Here is a 13,316-nt window from a genome sequence, read left to right on the forward strand (position 1 = left end):
GATGTGATGACTCAACCATTACCGGGAGCACAAGCAGTGAACGTTGAGAACGAGCTGGATATTCGCGGGCTGTTTCGCGCTTTATGGGCAGGAAAAGGCTGGATAGTCGGCGGCGCCGTACTCTTCGCCGCCATCGTGCTGGTATATACCTTTTTTGCTCGCCAGGAGTGGAGCGCCACGGCGATCACCGATCGGCCTACTGTCAATATGTTGGGGGGGTACTATTCCCAGCAGCAGTTCTTACGCAATCTGGACATTAAAGCCGACCTTGCCTCGGTCGATCAGCCTTCCGCCATGGATGAAGCGTATAAAGAGTTCATCATGCAGCTGGCCTCCTGGGATACCCGGCGCGATTTCTGGCTACAAACGGACTACTACAAGCAGCGTCAGTCGGGTAATGCCCGCGCGGATGCGGCGATGCTGGATGACCTGATTAACAATATCCAGTTTATGCCAGGCGATGCGGCCAAGAGCATTAACGACAGCGTCAAACTGACCGCCGAGACCGGGCAGGATGCCAATAATCTGTTGCGTCAGTATGTGGCTTTCGCCAGCCAGCGGGCGGCAGGCCATCTTAATGACGAACTCAAAGGCGCCTGGGCGGCGCGGACCGTGCAAATGAAAGCGCAGGTGAAGCGCCAGGAAGAGGTGGCCGAGGCCATCTTCAACCGTCGGACGCACAGCGTGGAGCAGGCGCTGAAGGTGGCCCAGCAGCACAATATTTCACGCAGCGAAACGGATGTTCCTGCCGATCAGTTGCCGGATTCAGAGCTATTTTTATTGGGCAGGCCGATGCTGCAGGCCAGGCTGGAAAACCTGCAGGCCGTCGGGCCGGAATATGACCTCGATTACGACCAGAACCGCGCCATGCTGAGCACGTTGAACGTCGGTCCAACGTTAGATCCGCGTTTTCAGACTTACCGGTATTTGCGGACGCCGGAAGAACCTGTAAAACGCGATAGCCCGCGCCGTGTATTTCTGATGGTGATGTGGGGGATTGTGGGTGCGCTCATCGGCGCAGGCGTGGCGTTATCACGTCGTCGTGTCCTGTGATTGCGGCCTGTGGTGAAGGGCAGATGACCTTCATCGCCTAATCGAAGAGAATCGATGTGAAAGTACTAACTGTATTTGGCACGAGGCCGGAAGCCATCAAGATGGCGCCTCTGGTCCATGCGCTGGCAAAGGATCCTCATTTTGAGGCGAAAGTATGCGTGACCGCGCAGCATCGGGAGATGCTCGATCAGGTGTTGAAACTTTTCTCTATTGTCCCGGACTACGATCTCAACATCATGAAGCCGGGGCAGGGGCTGACCGAGATCACCTGTCGCATCCTTGAGGGGCTGAAGCCGGTGCTGGAGTCGTTTAAACCCGACGTGGTGCTGGTGCATGGCGATACCACGACCACCATGGCGGCGAGCCTGGCGGCGTTTTATCAGCGGATACCGGTGGGCCACGTAGAGGCCGGCCTGCGCACTGGCGATTTAAGTTCGCCGTGGCCGGAAGAAGGCAACCGTACTTTGACCGGCCATCTGGCGACATACCATTTCGCCCCCACGGAAACCTCGCGGCAGAACCTGCTACGGGAAAATATTGCCGACAGTCGCATCACGGTCACCGGGAATACGGTCATTGACGCCCTGTTCTGGGTGCGGGATCGGGTTCTGGGTGATGAAGCGCTACGGGAGACCCTGCTGCAGCGCTATCCTTTCATTAGCCACGGTAAAAAGATGATTCTGGTTACCGGCCACCGGCGGGAAAGCTTTGGGCTCGGCTTTGAACAGATCTGCCAGGCGCTGGCGGAGATAGCCCATACCCACCCTGAGGTGCAGATTGTCTATCCGGTTCACCTGAATCCTAACGTCAGCGAGCCGGTGAATCGTATTCTAGGTCATATTGACAATGTGATGTTGATTGAACCGCAGGACTACCTGCCGTTCGTCTGGCTGATGGATCGGGCCTGGCTGATCCTGACCGATTCCGGCGGCATTCAGGAAGAGGCCCCTTCTCTCGGGAAACCGGTACTGGTCATGCGCGATATGACCGAACGTCCGGAAGCGGTGGCCGCTGGCACCGTGTGCCTGGTCGGCACCGACAGCCAGCGCATCGTGGCGGAAGTCACGCGACTGCTGCAGGATGATGCCGCATACCAGGCGATGAGCCGCGCGCATAATCCCTATGGCGATGGTGAAGCATGTCGTCGAATTTTGTCTGCACTTAAAAATAATCAGGTAACGTTATGAGTTTTTCTACCATTTCAGTGATTGGCCTTGGCTATATCGGGCTGCCAACCGCTGCCGCGTTCGCCTCCCGGCAGAAGCGGGTGGTCGGCGTTGATGTTAATCAACATGCCGTGGAGACCATTAACCGTGGAGAGATTCATATCGTGGAGCCGGATCTGGCGAGCGTGGTGAAGACCGCGGTCGAACAGGGTTATTTAAGCGCCACCACCACCCCGGTGGAGGCGGATGCCTACCTGATTGCCGTGCCGACGCCGTTTAAAGATCGCCACGAGCCGGATATGGTGTTTGTCGAGTCGGCCGCTAAATCCATTGCGCCGACGTTAAAGAAAGGGTCACTGGTGATCCTGGAGTCCACCTCGCCGGTGGGTTCGACTGAGCAGATGGCCGGCTGGCTGGCGGAGATGCGCCCGGACCTCAGCTTCCCTCAGCAGGCGGGCGACGCCGCTGACGTGAATATCGCCTACTGCCCGGAGCGGGTATTGCCCGGTCAGGTGATGGTCGAGCTGATTAAAAACGATCGCGTTATCGGCGGCATGTCGCCGGTCTGCTCGGCGCGCGCCAGCGAGCTGTATAAAATCTTCCTCGAAGGCGAATGCGTGGTGACCAACTCGCGTACCGCCGAGATGTGTAAGCTGACGGAAAACAGCTTCCGCGACGTCAACATCGCCTTTGCCAACGAACTGTCGCTGATTTGCGCCGACCAGGGCATTAACGTCTGGGAGCTGATCCGCCTGGCAAACCGCCATCCGCGCGTCAATATCCTGCAGCCGGGCCCGGGCGTCGGCGGCCACTGCATCGCCGTCGACCCGTGGTTTATCGTGGCGCAAAACCCGCAGCAGGCGCGTCTGATCCGCACCGCTCGCGAGGTCAACGACCATAAGCCGGAATGGGTTATCGAACAGGTGAAAGCGCAGGTGGCGGACTGCCTGACTGCCACCAACAAACGGGCCAGCGAACTGACGATCGCCTGTTTTGGCCTCGCTTTTAAACCGAATATTGACGACCTGCGCGAAAGCCCGGCGATGGAAATTGCCGCGCAGATTGCCCGCTGGCACAGCGGCACGACGCAGGTGGTTGAGCCCAACATTCACGCGCTGCCGAAGAAACTCGATGGACTGTGTACGCTGGCGACCCTCGATGCGGCGCTGGCCAGCGCCGATGTGCTGGTGATGCTGGTCGATCATAATGAATTTAAAGCCGTTAGCGGCGATAGCGTCACCCAGGCGTATATCATCGACACCAAAGGAGTGTGGCGGTGAGAACCATTCTGGTCACCGGCGGCGCGGGCTTTATTGGTTCGGCGGTGGTGCGGGAGATTATCCAGCACACCGCCGATCGCGTAGTGGTGGTGGATAAACTGACCTATGCCGGCAATTTAATGTCGCTGGCGCCAGTGGCGCAGGATGCGCGTTTCGCCTTTGAACAGGTGGATATCTGCGACCGCCGCGAGCTGGACCGTATTTTCCGTCAGCATCAACCCGATACGGTGATGCACCTGGCGGCGGAAAGCCACGTCGATCGTTCGATTGACGGCCCGGCGGCGTTTATCGAAACCAATATCGTAGGCACCTATACGCTACTGGAGGCGGCCCGCAGCTGGTGGAATACCCTGGCCACGGAGAAAAAATCGGCGTTCCGTTTTCACCATATCTCGACCGACGAAGTGTATGGCGATCTGCACGGCAGCGAGGATTTCTTTACCGAGACCACGCCCTATGCGCCAAGCAGCCCCTATTCGGCCTCGAAAGCCAGCAGCGACCACCTGGTGCGCGCCTGGCTGCGGACCTATGGCCTGCCGACGCTTATCACCAATTGCTCCAATAACTACGGCCCGTATCACTTCCCCGAGAAGCTGATCCCGCTGACGATCCTCAATGCGCTGGCGGGCAAGCCGCTGCCGGTGTATGGCAATGGGCAGCAGATCCGCGACTGGCTGTACGTGGAAGATCACGCCAGAGCGCTGTATCTGGTGGCGACCCGCGGCGAACCGGGCGAAACTTACAATATCGGCGGTCATAACGAACGTAAAAATATCGAGGTGGTGGAAACCATTTGTCAGCTGCTGGAAGAGCTGGCGCCGCATAAACCGCAAAGCGTGGTGCACTATCACGATCTGATCACCTTCGTAGCCGATCGTCCGGGCCACGATCTGCGCTATGCCATTGATGCCTCGAAGATTGCCCGCGAGCTGGGCTGGACGCCGGCAGAGACCTTTACTTCCGGTATGCGTAAGACCGTGGCGTGGTATCTGGCGAACGAGAGCTGGTGGCGCCAGGTTCAGGATGGAAGCTATCAGGGCGAGCGTCTTGGGCTGCAAGGCTAATCATCTCTGGGGGGAATGATGAAAGGTATTATTCTGGCGGGCGGTTCCGGAACGCGACTGCATCCCATCACCCGTGGCGTATCGAAGCAGTTGTTGCCGATCTACGACAAGCCGATGATCTACTACCCGCTGTCGGTATTAATGCTGGCCGGGATACGTGAGATCCTGATCATCACCACGCCGGACGACCTACGTGATTTCCAGCGCCTGCTCGGCGATGGCTCAGAGTTTGGCATTGCGCTGCACTATGCCGTACAGCCGACGCCGGATGGTTTAGCCCAGGCGTTTATCATCGGCGAAGCCTTTCTTAACGGCGAACCGGCATGTCTGGTGCTAGGCGACAATATTTTCTTCGGCCAGAGCTTTAGCCCGAAGCTGCGCAGCGTGGCTGCCCGCACGGAAGGGGCGACGATTTTTGGCTATCAGGTGATGGATCCTGAGCGCTTTGGCGTGGTGGAGTTTGATGACAACTTCCGCGCGCTGTCACTGGAAGAGAAGCCGAAGCAGCCGAAGTCGAACTGGGCGGTCACCGGTCTCTATTTCTACGATGGCAAGGTGACGGAGTATGCCAAACGGGTCAAGCCGTCCGAGCGCGGCGAGCTGGAAATCACCTCCATCAACCAGATGTACCTTGAGGATGGCGCATTGACCGTCGAGCTCCTCGGGCGCGGTTTTGCCTGGCTGGACACCGGCACGCACGATAGCCTGATCGAGGCCAGCATGTTCGTGCAGACCGTCGAGAAGCGCCAGGGCTTTAAAATCGCCTGTCTGGAAGAGATCGGCTGGCGTAACGGCTGGCTGGACGATGATGGCGTCAAACGCGCCGCGAAGCGGCTGGAAAAAACCGGCTACGGCCAATACCTGCTGGATCTGCTCCGTGCCCGTCCGCGCCAGTATTGATCCCCTGGAGTGGGAGAACCGCTTCTTTGCCGTTAACAGCGCCATCGTTCACTTTGATGAACGTGCGCCGCGGCTGACGCCTGAGGCGCTGGCGGGGTGGTCGCGGGTGCAGGCGAAGGTGGCCGCCAGCGACACCGTCCGGCTGGACGCGCTACAGCAGCTGGGTTTTCAGCTGGTGGAAGGCGAAGTCGATCTGGCGCTACCGGTGGGCAACCCTGCTGATGCGGGCGCCGACGTCGCCGTGGAAGCGGATATTGCGCCGCTGCGCGAGCTGGCGGCACAGGCCTTTGCCATGAGCCGCTTTCGCGCGCCCTGGTACGCTGCCGATGCCAGCGGCCGCTTCTATGCCCAGTGGATTGAAAATGCGGTGCGCAGCACCTTCGATCATCAGTGCCTGATTTACCGCCATCCTGAGGGCGATATTCGCGCCTTTGTCTCTCTGCGCCAGCTCAACGCGACCGAGGCGCGTATTGGCCTTCTGGCCGGGCGCGGCGCCGGGGCGCAACTGATGCAGGCGGCGCAGCACTGGGCTGCCTCGCGCGGACTTTCTACACTGCGGGTGGCGACCCAGATGGGCAACACCGCCGCGCTTAAACGTTATATTCTCAGCGGTGCTAACGTGGAAAGCACCGCCTACTGGCTATACAGGTGACCCCATGATCCCATTTAACGCGCCGCCGGTGGTTGGAACCGAGCTTGATTACATGCAGTCTGCGATGAACAGCGGCAAGCTGTGCGGCGACGGCGGTTTTACGCGCCGCTGCCAGCAGTGGATGGAGCAGCGATTTGGCACGGCAAAAGCGCTGCTGACGCCTTCCTGCACGGCTTCGCTGGAGATGGCCGCGCTGCTGCTGGATATCCAGCCGGGCGACGAAGTGATTATGCCCAGCTATACCTTTGTCTCTACCGCCAACGCCTTTGTGCTGCGTGGGGCGAAAATCGTCTTCGTTGATATCCGCCGCGATACGATGAATATCGATGAAACGCTTATCGAAGCCGCCATCACCGATAAAACCCGGGCGATTGTCCCGGTGCACTATGCCGGCGTAGCCTGCGAGATGGACACCATCATGGCCATTGCCGACAAATACAACCTGTTTGTGGTGGAAGACGCCGCGCAGGGGGTGATGTCTACCTATAAGGGGCGTGCGCTGGGCACCATCGGCCATATCGGCTGCTTCAGCTTCCATGAAACCAAAAACTACACCGCCGGCGGTGAGGGCGGGGCGACGCTTATCAACGATCGCACACTGGTGGAACGCGCGGAGATCATTCGTGAAAAAGGTACCAACCGCAGCCAGTTCTTTCGCGGTCTGGTGGATAAATATACCTGGCGCGATATTGGCTCCAGCTATCTGATGTCCGACCTGCAGGCCGCCTATCTGTGGGCGCAGCTGGAAGCGGCGGAGCGGATCAACCAGCAGCGCCTGGCGCTGTGGCAGAACTATCACGATGCGCTGCTGCCGCTGGCGCGTGCGGGGCGTATCGAACTGCCGACGGTTCCGGCCGACTGTGGGCAAAATGCGCACATGTTCTACATTAAGCTGCGTGATATCGAGGATCGCAGCAGGCTGATCGCCTGGCTGAAAGAGGCGGAGATCCTCGCGGTATTCCATTATATTCCGTTGCACAGCTGCCCGGCCGGAGAACACTTCGGCGAGTTCCACGGTGAAGACCGCTACACCACCCAGGAGAGCGAGCGCCTGGTGCGCCTGCCGCTGTTTTACAATCTCTCTCTGGTGAACCAGCGGACGGTGATTAACTCGCTGCTGAGCTATTTCTCCTGATATGTCGTTAGCAAAAGCCTCACTGTGGACGGCGGCATCGACGCTGGTCAAAATCGGCGCCGGTCTGCTGGTCGTCAAGCTGCTGGCCGTCTCGTTTGGGCCGGCGGGCGTTGGCCAGGCCGGTAACTTCCGGCAGCTGGTCACCGTGCTCGGCGTGCTGGCGGGTGCCGGGATATTTAACGGCGTCACGAAGCTGGTGGCTCAGCATCACGACGATCCCCCACGTCTGAAACAGGTGGTGGGTACCTCGTCGGCTATGGTGCTTGGCTTTTCCACGCTGCTGGCGCTGGTGTTTTTACTGGCGGCGGCGCCGATAAGCCAGGGGCTGTTCGGCCATACGCACTATCAGGGGCTGGTACGCCTGGTGGCGCTGGTGCAGATGGGGATCGCCTGGGCGAACTTCCTGCTGGCGCTGATGAAAGGCTTTCGCGATGCGGCGGGTAACGCCTTCTCGCTGATTGCCGGGAGCCTGATTGGCGTCGCGGCCTATTATGCCTGTTACTACTTCGGGGGTTACCAGGGGGCGCTGTTGGGGTTGGCGTTAGTGCCGGCGCTGGTGGTGATCCCGGCGGGCATCATGCTCTGGCGGCGGGGTAATATACCGCTGAGCGCCCTGCGCCCGCGCTGGGATAACAGTCTGGCGGGACAGCTATCGAAATTTACCCTGATGGCGCTCATAACCTCGGTGACGCTGCCGGTGGCCTATGTAATGATGCGTAATCTGCTGGCGGCGCATTACGGCTGGGAGGCGGTCGGGATTTGGCAGGGGGTGAGCAGCATTTCCGATGCCTACCTGCAGTTTATTACCGCCTCGTTTAGCGTCTATCTGCTGCCGACGCTGTCGCGGCTGAGCGCCAAAACGGATATCACCCGCGAGATTGCCAAATCGCTGAAATTCGTTCTGCCGGCGGTGGCGGCGGCAAGCCTGACGGTCTGGCTACTGCGCGATTTTGCCATCTGGCTGCTGTTTTCCGATCGCTTTACCGCGATGCGTGACCTGTTCGCCTGGCAGCTGGTGGGCGACGTCTTAAAAGTCGGCGCCTATGTCTACGGCTATCTGGTGATCGCCAAAGCGTCGCTACGTTTTTATATTCTGACGGAAATCAGCCAGTTCACGCTGCTGACCGCATTCTCACACTGGCTTATTCCGGCGCACGGCGCAATTGGCGCGGCGCAGGCGTATATGGCCACGTATATTGTTTATTTCGCCCTTTGTAGTGGCGTGTTTTTACTCTGGCGTAAACGGGCATGACAGCACTGATACATGTACTGGGATCGGATATCCCGCACCACAACCAGACCGTACTGCGGTTCTTTAACGACGAACTGGCCGCCGACCCGCAGGCGCGGAGATTTTTGGTCGTCGGTGATGAGGCTAGAGTGCGTGATGGATATCCGGCACTGGATATCACCTGCTATCGAGGAAAGAAAGCGCTGGCGCAGGCAGTGATTGCCACCGCGAAAGCCAACCGCCAGCAGCGCTTTTTCTTCCACGGCCAGTTTAATACCGGGCTGTGGCTGGCGCTGTTGAGCGGCGGCATCCGCCCGTCACAGTTTAACTGGCATATCTGGGGGGCAGATCTGTATGAAAACTCTGCCAGCCTGAAGTTTCGCCTGTTCTATCCGCTACGCCGCATGGCGCAGGGGCGAGTAGGGCGCGTTTTCGCCACCCGCGGCGATCTCAGCTGGTTCGCTAACCGCCATCCGCGTGTGCCGGGTGAGCTGCTCTACTTCCCGACCCGTATGGATCCGGCGCTGAATACCCTGGCCGATAACGCCCCGCGCAGTGATACCCTGACTATTCTGGTCGGCAACTCCGGGGATCGCAGCAATGAACATATTGCCGCGCTGAAGGCTATCCATCAGCAGTTTGGCGATACGGTGAATGTCATCGTGCCGATGGGTTATCCGGCGAATAACGACGCCTATATCAACGAGGTGCGCGAGGCGGGGGCGGCGCTGTTTAGCCGTGCGCATCTGCAGATCCTCAGCGAGAAGCTTGAATTTAATGATTATCTGGCGCTGCTGCGCCGCTGCGATCTGGGCTATTTTCTGTTTGCCCGCCAGCAGGGGATCGGCACCCTGTGTCTGCTGATTCAGGCGGGCATCCCCTGCGTGCTCAATCGGGAAAACCCGTTCTGGCAGGATATGACCGAGCAGCATGTGCCGGTGCTGTTCACCAGCGACGCGCTGGACGTCAGCGTGGTGCGTGAAGCGCAGCGTCAGCTGGCGAGCGTGGATAAATCTACTATCGCCTTCTTCCGGCCGAACTATATGACGGGCTGGCAGCGGGCGCTACGGTTAGCGGCGGAGGGGCAGGCATGACGTTAATGCAATTTAGCGGGCTGCTGGTGGTCTGGCTGTTGTCGACCCTGTTTATCGCCACCGCCACCTGGTTTGAGTTCCGCCGGGTACGCTTCAACTTCAACGTCTTTTTCTCGTTGTTGTTTCTGCTGACCTTTTTCTTCGGCTTCCCGCTGACCAGTATTCTGGTGTTCCGCTTTGACGTCAGCGTAGCGCCGCCGGAGATTTTGCTGCAGACGCTGCTGATCGCGGTATGCTTCTACGCGATCTACTACGTGACCTATAAAACGCGGTTGCGCCCGGCCTCGCGCGAGGTTGCGCATCGCCCGCTGTTTACCATGAACCGGGTGGAAACCCATCTGGCGTGGGGCATACTGATGGGGCTGGCGCTGCTGTGCGTCGGCATCTTCTTCGCTCACAACGGCTTTCTGCTGTTTAAGCTCAACTCCTACAGCCAGATTTTTTCTGCTGAAGTGTCCGGCGTGGCGTTGAAGCGCTTCTTTTACTTCTTTATTCCGGCGATGCTGGTGGTCTATTTTCTGCGCCAGGATTATAAGGCGTGGATCTTCTTCCTCGTCAGCACCGTGGCCTTTGGTTTGCTGACCTACGCCATCGTCGGCGGGACCCGCGCCAATATCATCATCGCCTTCGCCATCTTTCTGTTCATCGGTATTATTCGCGGCTGGATCAGCTTGTGGATGCTGGCGGCGGCGGGCGTGCTGGGTATTGTCGGCATGTTCTGGCTGGCGCTGAAGCGCTACGGGATGAACGTCAGCGGCGATGAAGCGTTTTATACCTTCCTGTATCTCACGCGCGACACCTTCTCACCGTGGGAAAACCTGGCGCTGCTGCTGCAGAACTACGACAAGATCGATTTCCAGGGGCTGGCGCCGATGATCCGCGATTTCTACGTCTTCATCCCCAGCTGGATGTGGCACGGTCGTCCGACGATGGTGCTCAATACCGCCAACTACTTCACCTGGGAGGTGTTAAACAATCATTCGGGGCTGGCGATTTCGCCGACGCTGATTGGCTCGCTGGTGGTGATGGGCGGCGTCTGGTTTGTGCCGCTGGGCGCTGTGGCGGTAGGGTTGATTATTAAATGGTTCGACTGGCTGTATGAGCTGGGCAACCGGGAGAGCAATCGTTACAAAGCGGCTATCCTGCACAGTTTCTGTTTCGGCGCTATCTTCAACATGATAGTGCTGGCGCGCGAGGGTCTGGATTCGTTCGGCTCCCGCGTGGTGTTTTTCCTCGTGATCTTTGGTATCTGCTTGCTGGCGGCGAAATTGCTGTACTGGTTCCTGGATAGCGTGGGACTGATTCATAAGCGCGTAAAACCGCTTTCGCAACCGCAAGTCTGAGAAGGATAGACATGACTGGGACCATTTCCGCGCCGTTGTACCTGTTAAGAGGGCTGCAGCTCATAGGCTGGCGCGATATGCAGCACGCTCTGGATTATTTGTATGCCGACGGCGCGCTCCGGGAGGGGACGCTGGTGGCCATTAATGCTGAGAAAATGCTGGCCGTAGAAGATAACCCGGAGGTACGGGCGCTGATTGAGGCTGCGGAGTTTAAATATGCGGATGGCATCAGCGTGGTGCGTTCGCTGCGCAAAAAATACCCGCAGGCCCAGGTATCCCGCGTCGCCGGGGCCGATCTCTGGGAAGCGTTAATGCAGCGCGCTGGCGCTGAAGGGACACCGGTGTTTTTGGTTGGTGGTAAACCTGAGGTCCTGACGCAAACGGAGTCCAGGCTGCGTCAGCGCTGGCAGGTGAACATCGTCGGCAGCCAGGACGGTTATTTTACCCCTGAGCAGCGCCAGGCATTGTTCGAACGCATTCGCGACAGCGGGGCGAAAATCGTCACCGTCGCGATGGGGTCGCCGCGCCAGGAGATCTTCATGCGCGACTGCCGGCGCCTGTATCCGCACGCGCTGTATATGGGCGTCGGCGGCACTTACGATGTCTTCACTGGGCACGTCCATCGGGCGCCGAAGTTCTGGCAGGATCTGGGGCTGGAGTGGTTCTATCGCCTGCTTTTGCAGCCGAGCCGCATCAAGAGACAGTTCCGTCTGCTGCGCTATTTACGTTGGCATTATACCGGCAAGCTCTGATATTCCACTGCAACCAGGCGAGTTTGCATACATATTCTGTGTAATCTCTTCACTCGCCTGATACTTTATTTGCCATTTCCGCAAAATTAATTAACCATTCGCAGGCTTCATACGCGCGGGGGAGACCTGCGCGTCGGCAAGGCTATGGTTTCAGTTAATAACAATAACCGGGAGTACCCGGAATACGGCAAACACAAGAGGATATATGACTGAGAAAAAAGCGGAGCTCCAGCGTGGACTGGAGGCCCGGCATATTGAACTGATCGCCCTTGGCGGGACGATTGGCGTGGGGTTGTTTATGGGGGCGGCCAGTACGTTGAAATGGGCCGGGCCTTCCGTGCTGCTGGCGTACATTATCGCTGGCCTGTTCGTCTTTTTCATTATGCGCTCAATGGGCGAAATGCTGTTCCTTGAGCCTGTCACTGGCTCCTTCGCGGTGTATGCGCATCGCTATATGAGCCCCTTCTTCGGCTACCTGACCGCGTGGTCCTACTGGTTTATGTGGATGGCGGTGGGGATCTCGGAGATTACCGCCATCGGGGTCTATGTGCAGTTCTGGTTCCCGGAGATGGCGCAGTGGATCCCGGCGTTAATTGCCGTGGGGCTGGTGGCGCTGGCGAACCTGGCGGCGGTCCGGCTTTACGGTGAAATCGAGTTCTGGTTCGCCATGATTAAAGTGACCACCATTATCGTGATGATCGTCGTCGGGCTGGGCGTCATTTTCTTCGGCTTTGGCAACGGCGGCCACTCCATTGGTTTTGGTAATCTCACCGAACATGGCGGTTTCTTCGCCGGCGGCTGGAAGGGCTTCCTGACGGCGCTGTGTATCGTGGTCGCATCCTATCAGGGCGTAGAGCTTATCGGTATTACCGCGGGTGAAGCGAAAAATCCGCAGGTGACGCTGCGCAGCGCGGTGGGCAAAGTGCTGTGGCGGATCCTGATTTTCTACGTCGGCGCGATTTTCGTTATTGTCACTATCTTCCCGTGGGATCAAATTGGCTCCAACGGCAGCCCGTTCGTACTGACGTTTGCCAAAATCGGGATTACCGCGGCGGCGGGAATTATCAACTTCGTGGTGCTGACGGCGGCGCTTTCCGGCTGCAACAGTGGGATGTACAGCTGTGGACGTATGCTGTACGCCCTGGCGAAGAACCGCCAACTGCCGGCGGCGATCGGTAAGGTATCGCGCAACGGCGTTCCGGCCGTCGGCGTGGCGCTGTCGATTCTGATCCTGCTGGTGGGCTCCTGCCTGAATTACATCATTCCTAATCCGCAGCGGGTGTTTGTCTATGTCTACAGCGCCAGCGTGTTGCCAGGGATGGTGCCATGGTTTGTGATCCTGATCAGCCAGCTGCGTTTCCGTCGCGTGCATCGGGCGGCAATCGCCAGCCATCCGTTCCGTTCGCTGCTGTTTCCGTGGGCCAACTATTTCACCATGGCCTTCCTGATCTGTGTGCTGGTAGGGATGGGTCTGAATGATGAAACCCGGATGTCGCTGTTTGTCGGCATTATTTTCCTGGCCGCCGTCACCCTGATTTATAAGGTGTTTGGCCTCGGAAGACAGGGGCAAGTCAATAATACGGCTGAATAACCGTCAAAACGAACAAAGCATGAGCAAACGATAATTTTCTTTTAAAAGGCACTAG

Annotated in this window: 12 protein-coding genes; all 12 read left to right on the forward strand. The window is 58.4% G+C overall.

What is annotated here, in order from left to right; translation table 11 throughout:
- Positions 1–6 precede the first annotated feature (6 nt).
- The 12 genes from wzzE (at position 7) to NKJ21_RS24915 (ending at position 13,261) form a co-directional block, all read left to right on the forward strand.
- Complete coding sequence (wzzE, locus tag NKJ21_RS24860; protein ID WP_002883296.1) at positions 7–1,053, forward strand: ECA polysaccharide chain length modulation protein; 1,047 nt, start codon at positions 7–9, stop codon at positions 1,051–1,053.
- 56 nt (positions 1,054–1,109) lie between these two features.
- Entirely contained in the window at positions 1,110–2,240 is a 1,131-nt protein-coding gene (gene wecB / locus NKJ21_RS24865) for a non-hydrolyzing UDP-N-acetylglucosamine 2-epimerase (RefSeq protein WP_008807966.1), read from the forward strand.
- Positions 2,237–3,499, forward strand: a complete 1,263-nt coding sequence (wecC, locus tag NKJ21_RS24870) for a UDP-N-acetyl-D-mannosamine dehydrogenase (protein ID WP_012543247.1) — start codon at positions 2,237–2,239, stop codon at positions 3,497–3,499. The genes wecB and wecC overlap by 4 nt, the downstream gene beginning before the upstream one ends.
- Positions 3,496–4,563: a dTDP-glucose 4,6-dehydratase gene (gene rffG, locus NKJ21_RS24875; RefSeq protein ID WP_023323437.1), complete on the forward strand. Its 1,068-nt coding sequence runs from the start codon at positions 3,496–3,498 to the stop codon at positions 4,561–4,563. The genes wecC and rffG overlap by 4 nt, the downstream gene beginning before the upstream one ends.
- 18 nt (positions 4,564–4,581) lie before the next feature.
- Positions 4,582–5,463: a glucose-1-phosphate thymidylyltransferase RfbA gene (rfbA, locus tag NKJ21_RS24880; RefSeq protein WP_002883307.1), complete on the forward strand. Its 882-nt coding sequence runs from the start codon at positions 4,582–4,584 to the stop codon at positions 5,461–5,463.
- Positions 5,441–6,115, forward strand: a complete 675-nt coding sequence (gene rffC, locus NKJ21_RS24885) for a dTDP-4-amino-4,6-dideoxy-D-galactose acyltransferase (protein WP_023323438.1) — start codon at positions 5,441–5,443, stop codon at positions 6,113–6,115. The genes rfbA and rffC overlap by 23 nt, the downstream gene beginning before the upstream one ends.
- Before the next feature lie 4 nt (positions 6,116–6,119).
- Positions 6,120–7,250 (forward strand): dTDP-4-amino-4,6-dideoxygalactose transaminase, encoded by a 1,131-nt coding sequence (rffA, locus tag NKJ21_RS24890; protein ID WP_012543244.1) that lies wholly within the window; start codon positions 6,120–6,122, stop codon positions 7,248–7,250.
- 1 nt (position 7,251) lies between these two features.
- The gene (gene wzxE / locus NKJ21_RS24895) at positions 7,252–8,502 is read left to right on the forward strand and encodes a lipid III flippase WzxE (protein ID WP_008807961.1); all 1,251 of its coding nucleotides are present in this window, start codon (positions 7,252–7,254) and stop codon (positions 8,500–8,502) included.
- Positions 8,499–9,575 carry a TDP-N-acetylfucosamine:lipid II N-acetylfucosaminyltransferase gene (locus tag NKJ21_RS24900; RefSeq protein WP_023323439.1) on the forward strand — a complete coding sequence of 359 codons (1,077 nt, stop codon included), beginning with the start codon at positions 8,499–8,501 and terminating at the stop codon, positions 9,573–9,575. The genes wzxE and NKJ21_RS24900 overlap by 4 nt, the downstream gene beginning before the upstream one ends.
- Entirely contained in the window at positions 9,572–10,918 is a 1,347-nt protein-coding gene (gene wzyE / locus NKJ21_RS24905) for an ECA oligosaccharide polymerase (RefSeq protein WP_004886822.1), read from the forward strand. The genes NKJ21_RS24900 and wzyE overlap by 4 nt, the downstream gene beginning before the upstream one ends.
- Before the next feature lie 11 nt (positions 10,919–10,929).
- Positions 10,930–11,670: a lipopolysaccharide N-acetylmannosaminouronosyltransferase gene (gene wecG / locus NKJ21_RS24910; protein WP_012969197.1), complete on the forward strand. Its 741-nt coding sequence runs from the start codon at positions 10,930–10,932 to the stop codon at positions 11,668–11,670.
- A gap of 205 nt (positions 11,671–11,875) precedes the next feature.
- Positions 11,876–13,261, forward strand: a complete 1,386-nt coding sequence (locus NKJ21_RS24915; protein ID WP_012969196.1) for an amino acid permease — start codon at positions 11,876–11,878, stop codon at positions 13,259–13,261.
- The last annotated feature ends 55 nt before the right edge of the window (positions 13,262–13,316 follow it).

The organism is Klebsiella sp. SWET4, assembly GCF_024296565.1.
In the GTDB taxonomy this organism is placed as follows: Bacteria; Pseudomonadota; Gammaproteobacteria; order Enterobacterales; family Enterobacteriaceae; genus Klebsiella; species Klebsiella variicola.